The organism is Achromobacter pulmonis, from assembly GCF_021733725.1.
Taxonomy (GTDB): Bacteria; Pseudomonadota; Gammaproteobacteria; order Burkholderiales; family Burkholderiaceae_B; genus Achromobacter; species Achromobacter pulmonis.
The window spans coordinates 1,338,328-1,352,612 of sequence record NZ_JAIFOT010000001.1 but is presented as its reverse complement, the minus strand read 5'-3'; the positions used below and the strand labels follow the sequence as shown (position 1 = coordinate 1,352,612).

Annotated in this window: 13 protein-coding genes; 9 read left to right on the top strand and 4 right to left on the bottom strand. The window is 65.1% G+C overall.

What is annotated here, in order from left to right; translation table 11 throughout:
* Window positions 1-89 precede the first annotated feature (89 nt).
* The 4 genes from K2W61_RS06190 to K2W61_RS06175 all read right to left on the bottom strand — a co-directional run bounded on the left by K2W61_RS06190 (window position 90) and on the right by K2W61_RS06175 (window position 2,298).
* Entirely contained in the window at window positions 90-425 is a 336-nt protein-coding gene (locus K2W61_RS06190; RefSeq protein WP_236755208.1) for a hypothetical protein, read from the bottom strand.
* Entirely contained in the window at window positions 409-699 is a 291-nt protein-coding gene (locus tag K2W61_RS06185) for a hypothetical protein (RefSeq protein WP_236755207.1), read from the bottom strand. Before K2W61_RS06185 ends, K2W61_RS06190 begins: the two co-directional genes overlap by 17 nt.
* A 375-nt stretch (window positions 700-1,074) precedes the next feature.
* Window positions 1,075-1,785 carry a GntR family transcriptional regulator gene (locus tag K2W61_RS06180; RefSeq protein WP_175131905.1) on the bottom strand — a complete coding sequence of 237 codons (711 nt, stop codon included), beginning with the start codon at window positions 1,783-1,785 and terminating at the stop codon, window positions 1,075-1,077.
* A 15-nt stretch (window positions 1,786-1,800) separates the two neighbouring features.
* Window positions 1,801-2,298 carry a V4R domain-containing protein gene (locus K2W61_RS06175; protein ID WP_175131904.1) on the bottom strand — a complete coding sequence of 166 codons (498 nt, stop codon included), beginning with the start codon at window positions 2,296-2,298 and terminating at the stop codon, window positions 1,801-1,803.
* A gap of 301 nt (window positions 2,299-2,599) precedes the next feature.
* Between K2W61_RS06175 and K2W61_RS06170 the strand changes: the two genes are divergently transcribed.
* The 9 genes from K2W61_RS06170 to K2W61_RS06130 all read left to right on the top strand — a co-directional run bounded on the left by K2W61_RS06170 (window position 2,600) and on the right by K2W61_RS06130 (window position 14,280).
* Window positions 2,600-4,087 carry an ABC transporter substrate-binding protein gene (locus K2W61_RS06170; protein ID WP_236755206.1) on the top strand — a complete coding sequence of 496 codons (1,488 nt, stop codon included), beginning with the start codon at window positions 2,600-2,602 and terminating at the stop codon, window positions 4,085-4,087.
* Entirely contained in the window at window positions 4,087-5,103 is a 1,017-nt protein-coding gene (locus K2W61_RS06165; RefSeq protein WP_175131903.1) for an ABC transporter permease, read from the top strand. Before K2W61_RS06170 ends, K2W61_RS06165 begins: the two co-directional genes overlap by 1 nt.
* A complete protein-coding gene (locus K2W61_RS06160) occupies window positions 5,103-5,999 on the top strand; it encodes an ABC transporter permease (protein WP_236755205.1) in 897 nt (298 codons plus the stop codon). Before K2W61_RS06165 ends, K2W61_RS06160 begins: the two co-directional genes overlap by 1 nt.
* 4 nt (window positions 6,000-6,003) lie before the next feature.
* Window positions 6,004-7,947: an ABC transporter ATP-binding protein gene (locus K2W61_RS06155; RefSeq protein WP_175131901.1), complete on the top strand. Its 1,944-nt coding sequence runs from the start codon at window positions 6,004-6,006 to the stop codon at window positions 7,945-7,947.
* A 29-nt stretch (window positions 7,948-7,976) separates the two neighbouring features.
* Window positions 7,977-9,290 (top strand): aromatic ring-hydroxylating dioxygenase subunit alpha, encoded by a 1,314-nt coding sequence (locus K2W61_RS06150; RefSeq protein WP_236755204.1) that lies wholly within the window; start codon window positions 7,977-7,979, stop codon window positions 9,288-9,290.
* Window positions 9,287-9,793, top strand: a complete 507-nt coding sequence (locus tag K2W61_RS06145; RefSeq protein WP_236755203.1) for an aromatic-ring-hydroxylating dioxygenase subunit beta — start codon at window positions 9,287-9,289, stop codon at window positions 9,791-9,793. The genes K2W61_RS06150 and K2W61_RS06145 overlap by 4 nt, the downstream gene beginning before the upstream one ends.
* A 169-nt stretch (window positions 9,794-9,962) precedes the next feature.
* Window positions 9,963-12,764: an autotransporter outer membrane beta-barrel domain-containing protein gene (locus K2W61_RS06140; protein ID WP_236755202.1), complete on the top strand. Its 2,802-nt coding sequence runs from the start codon at window positions 9,963-9,965 to the stop codon at window positions 12,762-12,764.
* Between the two features lie 43 nt (window positions 12,765-12,807).
* Window positions 12,808-13,653, top strand: coding sequence for an alpha/beta fold hydrolase (locus tag K2W61_RS06135; RefSeq protein ID WP_236755201.1), 846 nt, complete (start codon window positions 12,808-12,810; stop codon window positions 13,651-13,653).
* Window positions 13,654-13,800: 147 nt separating this feature from the next.
* Window positions 13,801-14,280, top strand: a complete 480-nt coding sequence (locus K2W61_RS06130; protein WP_175131896.1) for a carboxymuconolactone decarboxylase family protein — start codon at window positions 13,801-13,803, stop codon at window positions 14,278-14,280.
* Window positions 14,281-14,285 lie beyond the last annotated feature (5 nt).

The window sequence follows — 14,285 nt, the reverse complement described above, 5'->3', positions numbered from 1 at the left end:
TGACGGGATGGAGCAGCCAGGTGAATGGCGCGGGTGGGTGTCTTAGTCGAGCAGGCTGCAGAAGAGCCGCGTCTCGAAAGCTTTAGCGCTCAAGTGGCGCGTGAGGTGGACCAAGGCTCTATTTGCTGGCGTTCGAGTTCATGACGAACGGCACGCACGTCGGCTGGTGATGCAAGCCGGCGCAACAGTAGGAGGATTTCCAGATGGATGGAGAGTGTGCCCTTGGCCTCCTCGGTTGGCAGTCCCACGTCGAGCAGACTTAGGCGCAATTGGGCTACCTGATCCGAAACACTGTCCTCGGCTTCCAAGCGAAACCGTAGGTATTGCGACAGGCGCATGCCGACTTGGGCCGCGGCGGCCTCATAGCGCTGGTGAGCGTCGGCGGATAGCCGAAAGCTGACCGGACGTTCAAGCAGGGGCTTCAAACAGGCGGCCCTCCTCTACGACGATGTGTCCTATGGCTTCCGCAAATGCTTGCTTGAAGGCGTCTTGCCGAATGCGGCGCTCAAGGGATGTGTCAAACTTGCCTTTGCAGTGCTCGATGAACTTGAGATCGCGAAATCTGGCCGGGCTGGCATCGGGAGCCGCTTCGAACCAGGTGCGAGCTGCTTGGCGAGCAGCCCGAGCTGTGGACGGGTATTCAAAGCGGGGTTCATGGCGGCCAGGCGTTAGCCTGCCCGATCGGTGGGTAATCGTCATGGTGTCGGATTCCTAGGGGGAGTGCCCCTGCGGGACGGGCTTTCGCGTACTGGAATGGTTATTGCAAGGCCGCCGGGTCCTAGCCAGAGTGGCCGTTCGAGCACGACCGAGTGTGTCCATTTTTGGGACCATCGGCACCATTTAGTGCCACTTGGCGCCGCTAAAACACGCCTAACTTCTGGGAAAAGTCGCGCTATTTGGTTCTAATTGGCGCATGCACAGATTCGATTCCTGTCGGGCGCGCCATAGCATCAACGACTTACTTTTTTGGGCCCAGGCAGCGCAAATTCGCGCGTGTTCTTTGGCCTCTTCCCGTCCTCCGCGCCAAGCCGGTGCCGGTGGCGCTGGAATAGCGCGGCGACGGCCGCGCACACGCTAGGCGCGGTTCGTGGCCTGCTCTTGGGCGGACTGCTCCAGCATCTTTTGATAGGCGCTGTAATAACAGGCCGCCGCCGCGCGGGCGTGGCCCAGCATGCGGATACGCACGAGTTCGGTGTCGCCGGATAGAAACGCTTCGTACAGGCCCCGCATGCCCTGAAGGATGATGCTGCGGATTTCCTTGTCGTCCATCGTCACCAGGCGCACCACCTGCACGTGATCGATGTAGCGTGAGATCACCTCGGCCAGCTCGCGGTTGGGCACCATGGTCAGCCAGGCCCACCGGAAATGCGCGTTGCTGCGCATGAATTCGTCAATGTCGGTGCGGGCATGCGCGTCTTCGGCGCATTCCAGGGCAGCCTTCATGTCGGCCAGGCCCTTGGGGCCGGCGTGCACCGAGGCCGAGGCGGCCGCGGCGGGCTCAAGCAACGTGCGGATCTCGAAAATCTCGTTCATCTCGCCCAGCGTGAACCGGCGCAGCACGAAGCCGCGCGCCGTGCCTTCCAGCAGGCCTTCGCTCTTGAGCTGCATCAGCGCTTCGCGCACGGGCATGCGCGACACCTCGAGCTCTTCGGCAATGTCGTGATCCACCAGCCGGTCTTCCAGACGGATCAGGCCCATCTGTATGCGCTCTCGGACGATGCCGTACACCTGTTCGCGCAGGTTCGGCTTGCGCGCCGTGTCTCTGGTTCTGTTTTTTGCCTTCATCACTGCCTGTCGGCCTTAATCGTTTTGCGCCTGGAACGTGCAACAAGGCGCGCCCATGCTGGCGCACCGGGTCTCGCGAAACGTGCTTGCTTTGCCGGCGACCAATGCGCTGACGGCCTCCAGCATACCTGTAATCGCATGGCAGACCGGGCGGTCGGACCCGGTGATTGCCATCGCGAACGGGCTGTTGTCCACCTCTAGCGCCAGCGCGTCCGCGCCGGCCGTCTGGAAGCGCCAGACTCCCCAGCCCAGGTCGGCGGCGGCCTGCGCCATCACTTGCAGAAACTGCGCGCGGTCGGGCGCGCCTTGCGTCTGATAGGCCCGCGCGGATGCGCCGCCGTGGCTGCGCACCGATGCCTGCAGGCTGCCAAGTGCGGCGTCGCGTTGCGCGGGGGGCAGGGCGGCGAACAGCCCCATCAGTACGTCGGCGCGCAGCATGACGTAGCGGCGGTCGGCATCCAGGATGGCGCCTGCATCGGCGTCCCATACCAAGCGTTCTTGCAGTTGTCCCATTTGATCTGTTCCATAGCCGGGCCGGCGGGGCGTGGAGGCGGGTGTAGCGGCTCTCAGGGCGGGGTTATCCCTTAACAATATATTGTTTAAGCGATTAGTAAACCACTGATATTAGGGTAAATAATTAGTTTAAAGTTCAACTAATAGTGCTTAAATCCACAACAGTATACTGTTCGCGCGGCAGTGCCGGGCGCCTTTGCAACGATTCCGATATCGGAGGCCGTTCATGATTGACGCAGGGTGGGTAAGGTGGTTTGGCAGAGCCCTGGTGGCCTGTCTGGCAATGGTGTGCAGCGGGCTTATGGCGTCCTCCGCGTGGGCGCAGTCGGACAAGCCAGCGGCGCCGCCGGAAGAACTGAAAATCGCGTATCCGGTGGATGTGCCGTCATGGGATCCCACCGCCGTCACGTTCCCGGCGGGGCAGTCGCTGTACAAGGCGGTATTCGATTCCGCGCTGTTCATAGACGGGGATCTGAAGCTGCAACCGGCGCTGATCAAAAGCTGGCGCTGGCTGGACGACAAGAATATGCGGCTGGGCATCGTGCTGCGCGACGACGTGACGTTCCACGATGGCTCCAAGCTGACGACCGACGATTTCAAGTTCAGTTTCCTGGACCGCCCCAAGCAGGACAAGCGCCTGGCCATCAACGGCTTCTTCGGCGCGCTGCAAGACATTCAAGTCAGCAGCCCCACCGAAGCCACGATGGTTTTTTCCACGCCGACCCCGACGGCGCCGAACTATCTGGGTTTTCTTACCTCGTACATCCTGCCCCACGCCTACTTCGAAAAAGTGGGCGAAGACGGCTTCCAGGCCGCGCCCATTGGCGCCGGTCCGTACAAGGTCGTGCGCTATGAACGCGGGTCTCGCGTGGTGCTGGAGGCGTATGACAAATACTGGGGGCCAAAACCCGCCATCAAGCGCGTCGTGTTCGAGTTCGTGCCGGATTCGTCGGCGCGCGTGGCGATGCTGGAATCGGGCCGGGCCGACGTCGCGGTGCAGATTCCGCTGCGCGAAGTGAACCGCCTGAACAAAAGCCCCGCGCTCAAGGCCGAGGTCTATCCGTACAGCGAGATCTTCATCCTGCAGATTCCCAGCTATGTGCCGGCATTCCAGAATGAGCACGTGCGCCGCGCCTTGCACCTGGCCATCAACAAGCAGGCCATTTCCAAGGCGTTCTATGCCAACGTGGCCAAGCCGCTTTCCGTGTTGGCCACGCCCGGGTCGCCGGGCGATGTGGCCGGCTTCAACTATGCGTTTGACAAGGCTGCGGCGCAGGCCGAGCTGGCTCGCGCGGGATACGGACCGGACAAACCGCTGAAGATCCAATTCCTGTCGACCAACAACACCTTTCCCAGCGACTACGAAATGGCGCGCGCCATTGTGCAGATGTGGTCGCAGATCGGGGTGCAGGCCGATTTGCAAGAGATCACGCTGGCGAAGTACCTGGAACTGAGCCATTCATCGAAGGTGCCCGGCGTAATGCTGTACAGCTGGGCCAACGCCACCGGCGACCCCGAAATATTCGCCGGCAAGATCCTGGACCCGCGCCTGCGCTTTTCCACCTGGAAAGAACCGGAACTGGCCAAGACCATCGACGCGCTGGCGGCCCAGGCCGACCCAGACAAGCGCATCCAGGGCTACCGCGACCTGGCGCGCCTGGCCACCGAACACGCCTGGAGCCTGCCGCTGTTGCAATCCGTGGCCACGGTGGCGTCCAAGAAATCCGTGGACATGCAGGTCTATCAAACCGGCTACATCCTGCCCGCGACCTATCGCTGGAGCCGCTGATGTGGGCTGCGCTGGTATCCCATTTTGTGCGGCGGCTGGCGGTGGCGGTGCCCACCATGCTGGCGCTGTCCGTAGTGGTCTTCGTGGTGTTGCGCTTGTTGCCCGCGGACCCCTTGGGCATGATGCTGCCGCCCAGCGCAACCAGCGCTGAAGTCGAGGCCTTGCGGCACACGATGGGGCTGGACCGGTCCCTGATCGTGCAATACGGCATCTGGCTGGGGCAGGTGCTGCACGGCGACCTGGGGCGTTCCATCAGCTCCGGCGTGCCGGTCACGCAACTGATCGCAACCACCTTGCCGGCCACGTTGGAGCTATCGATCGTCGCGCTCATCATGGCGCTTGCCATCAGCGTTCCGGGCGGCTTGCTGCTGTACGTGCTGCACGACCGCCGCGGCGAACTGATCGCCGACACGGGACTGGTGCTGCTGATCTCCATTCCCGGGTTCCTGTGGGGAATATTCCTGATGCTGGGCTTCGGCGTGCATTGGCCCATTCTGCCGTTCTCGGGCAGGTTCAGTTCGGACGTGGCCATGTCGGGGCCAACCGGCTTCGTGCTGCTGGACTTCCTGTTGCAGGGTCGCTGGGCGGCATGGGGCGACGCGGCATCGCACCTGGTGTTGCCGGCCCTGGCGTTAGCGCTGGGGTTCAGCCCCTTGATCGTGCGGGTGCTGCGCGCCAGCCTGCTGGAAGCCAGCCACGAACAATACGTAACCGTTGCGCGGCTGCGCGGTCAGCCCGAACGGCGCGTGATTCTGCGCCACATGCTGCGCAACGCGTTCTTGCCCACGCTGACGCTGATCGGCGTGCAGTTCGGTTTTCTGTTTGGCGGCACCTTGCTGATCGAGATGATCTTCTCTTTCCCCGGCCTGGGCAACATGATGGTGCAGGCGGTGCGCAACCATGACCTGCCGTTGATCCAGGGCATTTCGCTGGTCTTTTGCGCGGTGATCCTGCTGATCAATGCCAGCGTTGACTGCCTGTATGCCGTGATCGACCCACGCCTGAGAGACCTCTGATGACGACGCTGAATTTTCACGCGGTCCCGGTTGCCGTCCGTCTGTCTGGCTGGTGGGCTGCGCTGCGCGCATCGCCCAAGGCGGCGCTGGGCGGGGCGATTGTGCTGGCGCTGCTGGCGGTGGCGCTGTTTGCGCCCGTCATTGCGCCGAACGATCCGCTGGCGCAGGACCTGCTATCTCCCTTGTTGCCGCCGGCCTGGGCGGCGGACGGGTTGTCGCAATACCCGCTGGGTACCGACAGCCTGGGCCGCTGTGTGCTGTCGCGCCTGATCTTCGGCACGCGCGTGGCCTTGTGGGTGGGCCTTTGCGCCGCCACGGGCGCGATGCTGGTCGGCTGCACCCTGGCCCTGGTGGCGGCCTATTTCGGCGGCCGCGTGGACAAGGCCATCGGCTATCTGGTGGACCTGTGGATGTCGTTTCCGCCGGTGGTGCTGTCGCTGATCCTGATGGTGGGACTGGGCACCGGCGTGGGTAACGTGATTCTTGCCATCGTGCTGGTGGACTGGACGCGGTTCTGCCGGGTGGTGCGGGCCGAGGCTTTGAAGATCCGCCGCAACGACTATGTGACGGCGGCGCGGCTGATGGGCTTTGGCCACCTGCGGGTGATGGTGCGCGAGATGCTGCCGGGCCTGGTGCCGCTGATCCTCACCTTGTTCAGCCTGCAGATCGGCATCGCCATCATTGTCGAGGCCATCCTCAGCTTTGTCGGGCTGTCGGTGCCCGCTGATGTTGTTGCCTGGGGTGTCATGATCGCCGACGCCCGCAGCACCATGCAGGAAGCCATCTGGACCCTGATCGCGCCGGTGACCGGCATTGTGTTGACGGTGTTCGGATTCAATTTGCTCAGCGACGGCATGCGCCAGATGCTGGATCCGCGCAAGCGTGGAAGGAACTAGGGCCATGTCGCTGTTGAGCTTGCAGAACCTGACGCTTACCGTAACCGTCGACGTGGGCGGCAAGCGCCTGCCCGCCGCCGTTTTGCGCGGCATAGACCTGGAGGTTCCCGAGGGGCGCATGCTGGGCCTGGTCGGCGAATCGGGCGCGGGAAAAAGCATGGTTGGCCGCATGGTGGCGGGCAACCTGCCTCCCGGGTTCACGATCACGCAGGGCGCGATATATTTTCGTGGCGTCGATTTGACCCTGCTGTCCGCCGCGCAGCACCGCGCCATGTTGGGGAGGCAGATTGCGTTCATTCCGCAAGAGCCGCTGTCCGGCCTCAACCCCGCGCTGACGATACGCCAGCAACTGTTCGAACACCTGCGCCATGTGGGCATCCCGGCGGCGCGGCACGAGTCTTATGCCAGGGAGCGCCTGCACGAGGTCGGCTTGGCCGACGCGGCCGGCATGCTGGCGCGGTATCCGCACCAGATGTCGGGCGGACAGTGCCAGCGCATTCTGATCGCCATGGCGTTCTGCGGCGACCCGGCACTGATCTTTGCCGACGAACCCACCACCGCGCTGGACGTCATCACCCAGGCGCAGATCATGCGGGTGCTGGCGGAACAACAGCGGCGCCACAAGACGTCGGTGGTGTTGGTGACCCATGATCTGCGCTTGGCCGCGCACGTCTGCGATTCGATCGCCGTCCTGTACGCCGGCGAAGTGGTGGAATTCGGTTCGGCGCGCCAGGTGCTGGACGAGCCCCTGCATCCCTACACGCGCAGCCTGAAGGAATCCGCGCCAGGCATGACGGCACCGACGCAGGCCCTGCGCACCTTGCCCGACTTCATGCCCGGCTTGCGTGACTTCGCGACGCTACGCGGATGCCGGTTTGCGTCTCGCTGCCCGTCGCGTCAAGACGTTTGCGGCCAGCGCGATATCGCGTTGCTCGACCGTGGCGGCGAGCGCGCCGCGCGTTGCCTGCCGTCCATTCCGCCCTTGCGCGCTCCGGCAGACGACGGCGGAGCCACGTTCCTGGCGATGCGCGCCATGCCGTCTTCACGCGCGGAACCGGTCGTGACGCTCAGCGACGTTGCGCTCAGCTATCCCGGGCGCGCGCGCCTGTTCAAGGCCAGGCCCCAACTGCAGATCCTGCAGCCCTTGTCGCTGTCCGTCGCGCAAGGGGAGTTTCTGGGTATCGTCGGTGAAAGCGGCAGCGGCAAGACCAGCCTTGCCCGCCTTATCGCCGGAATGGTCCCGGCAAGCGCGGGCCGCATTGTGTATGGCACATCCGGGCCTCCCGCCAACACGCCTTCCGCAAAGCCGTTGCGGCCGGCCACTGGCCGCGCGCCGCTGGCGAACCCGCATGACGTGCAATTGGTATTTCAGAACCCCGATTCCGCCCTGAATCCGCGGCGCACCGTGGGTTCGCTGGTAACCCAGATCTTGGAAGCTGCGCCCGCCGACGCAGGCGCCGGCACGGGGCGTTCGGCGCGCCTGGAGGCGGCGCTGCGCCTGTTGGCGTCGGTCGGCCTGCCGCCGGAGGCCGTGGACCGCTTGCCCTCGCAGCTATCCGGCGGACAGAAGCAGCGCGTCAACATCGCCCGCGCGCTATGCGTGACGCCGCGTCTGATCGTGGCCGACGAAATCGTCTCAGGTCTGGATGTGTCGGTACAGGCGCTGATCCTGAACCTGTTGCTGCGGTTGAAGCAGGAACTGGGCATCGCCCTGGTGTTCGTGTCGCACGACCTGGCCGTCGTCCGCTATCTGTGCACGCGTGTGCTGGTGCTGCACCAGGGCAACGTCGTGGAACAAGGCCCCGTCGATGAGGTCTTTGAACGGCCCCGGCATCCCTACACCCGCGCGCTGATCGCGGCCGTGCCCCCGGATTCCGCCAGCCGCGCCTGGACGCCTATATCCGTTGGCGATACGCCCGCGCCGAACCTGGCGCAAGCGGCGGCTTGACGCCAAACCATGAATGCTCAGGAGACGCTATGAAGGACGGTTCTTTTCAGCAGGGGTTCGAACATCTGGTCGGGCCAGACCAGGTGCACCGGGACTTGTACACCGACCCCGATGTGTATCGCGCCGAGCAGGCCCGGTTGTGGACGCGCGCCTGGGTGTACGTGGGGCATGAGAGCCAGACGCCCGCCGTGGGCGACTACACTACCACCGACATTGCCGGGCAGTCGATGATCATGCTGCGCGGCAGCGCGAACGAGGTGGTGGTGCTGATGAACCGGTGCGCGCACAAGGGCAGCCAGTTGGTGCACGAGCGCGCGGGCAATTGCGGCAAGGTATTGCGTTGCCCTTATCACGCCTGGTCCTATCGCCTGGATGGCAGCCTGCTGTCCATCCCCTTGAAGAACGACTACGAGGGCACGAACCTGTCTGCCTGCCCGTCCGGAAAAGGCCTGGCATCGCCGGGCGCCTACGTGAACTACAAGGGCTTTGTGTTTGCTCGGATCAGCCACGACGGCCCGGACTTCGAGTCCTATTTCGGGGAAGCCCTTGCCACGCTCGACAACATGGTGGCGCGCGCGCCGGACGGCGAACTGTGCGTGCTGGGCGCGCCCTTGCGCAACCGCATCGGCTGCAACTGGAAGCTCTACCTGGAAAACGTCAACGACACCGTGCATCCCATCTCGACGCACGAATCGGCCGCCAGCGCCGCGAAGCACGTGGCGCAAGACCTGCCCGAAGGCGGCGACACCGTCTTGGCCATGGAGCAATTGCTTCCCTTCGGCGCGGGCTACAGCTTTTATTCGGAGATGGGCGCGCGGGTGCTGCCGCACGGGCACAGCATCCTGGGCACGAAGTTCAGCATCCATACTGGCTACGCCCCGCTGCCCGACTATCAAGCCGAACTGGAAGCGCGCCATGGCAAAGAGGGGGCGCAACAGATCCTGGCGTTTTCCCCGCAAAACACGGTGCTTTATCCCAGCCTGGCAGCCAAGGCGTCGCCCATGATCCTCCGCGTGCTGCGTCCGCTGGCGGTCAATGAGACCCTGATCGAAACCTGGGCTTTCGCGCCCAAGAACGCGCCGGCCCGCCTGCGCCAGCGCGCCGCTTCGTACGCCAGGTTGGTGTTCTCGCCCATGTCGGTTGTCGCGCATGATGACGTGCATCTGTTCGAAAGCCAGCAACGTGGCCTGGCCTGTGACGGTAATGAATGGTTGAGCCTGCACCGAGGCTATCGGGAAGGCGAACTTCATGCCGGCGCCAGTTCAATTGAGAGCGGCAATAACGAGTGGGTCATACGCAACCAGCACCGTGGCTGGCTGAACCTGATGGGAGACACGGCGTGACAACGGATCGGATCGACCTGGATACCATGACGCTACAGGCAGCCCTGGGCGCATTCGTCTACCACGAGGCCATGCTGCTGGACACGCAGCGCTACGACGAGTGGCTGTCTTTGTACGCGGAGGGGGGCTTGTATTGGATGCCGCTGTCGCCGGACCAGCCCCTGGGGGACGAGGCGCCATCCTTGCTCTACGAAGATCTGCTGCTGTTGCGGCTACGCATGCAGCGGTATGGCAATCCCCGTGCACACTCGCTGCATCCGGCGGTGCGCGGGCTACGCATCCTGCAGGCGCCGCAGTGGGTTCAAGCCGAGCCCGGCTCTACCTTGCACCAGACGCGCACCCCCTTCCTGTATGTGGAGACGCAAGGTGATGCGCAACGCATGCTGGCCGCAACCGCCCATCACACCATTGAAGGCACGCCGGGCGCATTCAAGCTGCGCATGAAAAAGGTCGTCCTGCTTAACGCGGATGCCAGCCTGCCGGCTATTCAGTTGTTGTTATAGGCCCTGGCGGGTGGAGAGCGGCGCGGATTCAGATTGAGGCACTGGACAAAGCAGGCTCAGGCGGCTTGGCAGGCTTCCTATACCAAGATCAAGAAAACGACTAATCGATTGACGATATCGACCGAGGTATCTTTAAATAGCGTTTTGTTACAAAATCTGAAAAATTGCGATGCGCCTGCCCAAAGATCTGCCCTTTTCCTATGCGCTGTTGCCGGCGCTGCTCGTCGCGGGCTCGGCCCCGCTTTTCGCCGCGCCCGCGCCGCTGGATGGCTGTAGCGCGACCGGCAGCGTCGTCGCGCTGCAATGCGGTCCCACCGAGATCGAACTTCGCGGCGGCGCCGGCACTTCGTCGCTGGTGGTCAAGGATGTCACCGCCTCGTCCGTGTCCCTGCGCAACGATCCGTCCGTTTCGACGGGGCCGTTCGTGCAGAACCTGACCATCAGCGGCAACACCACGCTCGAGCGCAACGACTATCCCGCCGTATTCCTGAATTCGAGCGCGAATGACTGGAGCGTGAACGTCACTATCGGCACGGGCGTCACGTTGCGCTCGGCCGGACCGTTCGGCGCGCTCTGGATCCGCTCGGAAAGCGCGGACACGGCATTTCGCAACGATATCTATATCGACAGCGCGGCGACCGTGGTCGCCACCGGCAGCGATACCTATGGCATTTCCGCCACCTCCAACAATGGCACCGTTACCCTGATCAATCGCGGCGCCGTGACTTCCACCCAGGCGCGCGGCCTGTATGCCGACGGCGGCAACGTCGCCCGGCCGGGCACGGTCCTGATCCGCAACCTGGGCACGGTGCAGGCCTACCAGGCCGCCGCGCGCGCGATCAATTACGCGGGCACGTCGCGGATCGAAAACGCGGGCAGCGTGCGCTCGACGACCCTCCAGGGGCTGGTCGCATGGTCGAGCAATGGCGGCGCGGAAATCGTCAACAGCGGCACGGTGATCGCCGATCACTATGATGCGGTGGTGGCCGCCGGCACCGGCGCCGATACCCTGGTCTACAACAGCGGCACGATCACCGCCAATCGCCAGGCTGGCCAGCCGCAGACCGGACCCGGATTCTCGGCCATCCGCGTCTACACCGACGGCAATGGCGCGGTCACCGCCACCAATACCGCCAGCGGCGTGCTCAACGCCACGGCGGACGCGGGGATCAACGCCGCCACCGACCTGGGCAATGTCTCGGTCTTGAATGCGGGCCGCATCAATGCCCGCTATGGCATTCAGGCCAGCTCGAGCGGCGGCCAGGTCAACCTGACCAACCAGGGCACCATGACGGTCAGCGATGCGACCGGCGCCGGGGTTTATGTCACGGCCGCGGCGGCGGGGGGCTCGCTGGCCAACAGCGGCACCATCGCCAGCGCGGGCGATGCCGTGCGCGTGGCCGATGGCGTCAGTTTCCGCGTCGACAACCAGGCCGGTGGCGTGCTGTCCGGCGGCTTGTCGCTGGGCGACCGGACCCGCCTGGCGAACGCCGGCGTCATCCTGCTCAAGCAGGGCGCCGACCTGGCCAATCCGCGCTACACCGGTACCGCGCTCGCAGGCCGCGTCGGCGGCGATTTCACCCAGGCCGGCGGCGGCACCTTGCGCATCGCGGCCGCCAGCGCCAGCGACTACAGCAAGCTGGCGGTGGGTGGCAGCGCCACGCTGGGCGGCACGATTGATGTGGACGTCAAGTCGAGCTATGGCGGCGATACCCTGGCCAATGTGGTCACGGCAACGGGCGGCGTCACCAACAATGGCCTGGCGGTGACCGACAATTCGTTGCGCTACGCCTTCTCGGCCGTGTTCGGCGCCAATGGCGTGGACCTGGCCGCGCGCGATACTGGCATGCGCAGCATCCAGGGTGCGGTGGGCTCGCAGGCGCCCGGCGCTCGCGGCGCCGCCGCGGTCTTCGACGCGCTGCTGGCCCAGGGAACCTCCTCGCCCGAGCTGCAGCGCGCGCTGGACACGATCGTCAACAGCAGTAACAGCAGCGAAGTCAACGCCGTCGTGCAGCAGACGCTGCCGCTACTGACGGGCAACGGGCTGTCGCTGGCCAACAATACGATGGCCACCGTCAATTCGGTGGTGCAGGCGCGCATCGACGCCGGTCGCGGCATGGCCTCGGGCGACGGCTTTTTCAGTGACCGTCATATCTGGATCAAGCCTTTTGGCACGCACTCGCGTCAGCAGGACCAGGACGGCGTGACCGGCTACAGCGCCGATACCGGCGGCCTGGTCATCGGCCTGGATGGCAGCTTGAGGCCCGGTACCGACCTGGGCCTGGCCTTTGCCTATTCGCACACCGACGTGTCGAGCAACCCGAGCGGTCCGCGGCAGAAGTCCGACATCGACAGCTATCAACTGATTGCCTATGGCTCGCAGGCGCTGGACAGCCGGTCCGACCTGTTCTACCAGTTCGATGGCGGCCGGATGCGCAACAAGGGCCAGCGACAGATCGACCTTGCCGGCCTGAGCGCGCAATCGCGCTATGACAGCAAGACCGTGCATGCCGGGATTGGCGTGGACCGGCGCTACGCGCTGAGTGAACGCAGTGTCTTCGCGCCGTCGTTGCGCCTGGACTACACCTGGATCAAGGATGACGCTTATCGCGAGCAGGGCGCGGGCGGCCTGAACCTGCAGGTCAAGTCCCGCAGCACGGATGCGTTGGTGCTCGGGCTGGACGGCAAGTTCACGCACGCGCTGACGGACCGCTTCACCGCCACGGCCAATCTGGGCGCCGGCTATGACCTCTACAACCGCGATGCCCGCATCACGGCCGCTTTCGCCGGCGCGGCCGACGCGGCCTTCGTGACCTACGGCACCAGCCAGTCTCCCTGGCTGTTGCGCGCTGGGGCGGGCCTGGCGTACACCACGCAGAATGGCACGGAGATCTCGGGCCGCTATGACGCCACACGTCGCGATGGCTTCTTCGGCCAGACGGCTTCGCTGCGTGTCCGCTGGCTGTTCTAAGGGCGCGCGCCGTCGTCCTGGCGGCCTGGCCTGGCGGGCCGCGTTGGCGGCGCTGCTGGCGCTGGCCGCCGGCTGTAGTGTGCCCCCGACGCGGGATGCGCGCGTCGCGCACGCCGACGCAGTGGCCGCGTCGCGCGGTTGGACCGCGTTGACCTTGCCCGCGGCCGGTTTTGCGCTGCGCGCGTATGTGCCGGCGGCGCGGCCAGCGCAGCCGGGATGGCTGACCGTGTACATCGAAGGCGATGGCCTGGCGTGGCTGACGCCATCCCAAGCGTCAGGGGATCCGACGCCGGCAGAGCCTGTCGGGTTGCGCCTGGCCTTGGCGCAGCCCGACGGGCTGGCCGCCTATCTGGCGCGTCCCTGCCAGTACACGGGCGCGCAACGCCCGCCCTGTTCTGCCGCGTATTGGACCGCGCGGCGTTTCTCGCCGGAAGTGGTGGCCGCTACCAATGCGGCGCTGGATGCCTTGCAACGCCGGCTGGGGCCGCGCGATCTGGTGCTCGTCGGGTACTCGGGCGGGGCGGCGATTGCGGCCCTGGCCGCCGCTCGCCGTCATGACGTGATCGGGCTGGTGACCGTGGCCGGTAACCTCGACCTGGCCGGCTGGGCGCGCTTGCATGACCTGGCGCCATTGACCGGATCGCTCGATCCCGCCCTGGAAACGGACCGGCTCGCGGGCGTGGCGCAATACCATTTCACCGGCGCGCGCGATACGGTTGTGCCGCCGGCGCTCGCGCGCGGCTATGCCGCCCGCTATCCCCAGGCCGCGCGGCCACCGGTCGTCAGCGTCCCGGACGCGACGCACCATTGCTGCTGGCAAGCGCAGTGGCCGGAACTGTGGCGCCGCGCCGCGGCTTTCCTGGCCTCCGCCCACGCCGGTACGCGCTGATTGTTGCCGCCAGGGCAACACCGTGTGCCCGGCGCCGTACCTACCGCGGCCTGCCGGGCTGACCTACGATCTGGGCATCATTGTTCCAGCAGGCGCGCCGTCCGGCGCGGTACGGGCTGGACGCACCTGTCCATCGAGGGAATCACCATGAGTCAACGCCTGAACGCTTTCGCCCAATCGCCCGAACTGTTCAAGAAATTCGTCGAGTTCGGCATGCTCGTGAAATCCGGCGCGATCGAGCCGTCAATCCTGTCCCTGGTCGAAATCAGGGCTTCGCAGATCAACGGCTGCGGCTTCTGCCTGGACATGCATGTGAAAGAAGCCAAGATCCACGGCGAGCGCGAACTGCGCCTGCATCACGTCGCGATCTGGCGCGAGTCGACCGAATTCTCGCCGCGCGAACGCGCCTGCCTGGCGTGGACCGAGGCCCTGACCACGCTGGGCGCGCAGGGCGTGCCTGATGAGGTGTACGAGCGCGTGCGCACGCAATTGTCGGAGAAGGAGATTGCCGACCTGAGTTTCGCCATCATGGCGATCAATGGCTGGAACCGCTTGAACGTGGGCTTCCGGACCGTGCCGGGTTCGGCCGATAAAGCCTATGGCCTGGACAAGGCCAAGTTCAACTGAGGAGA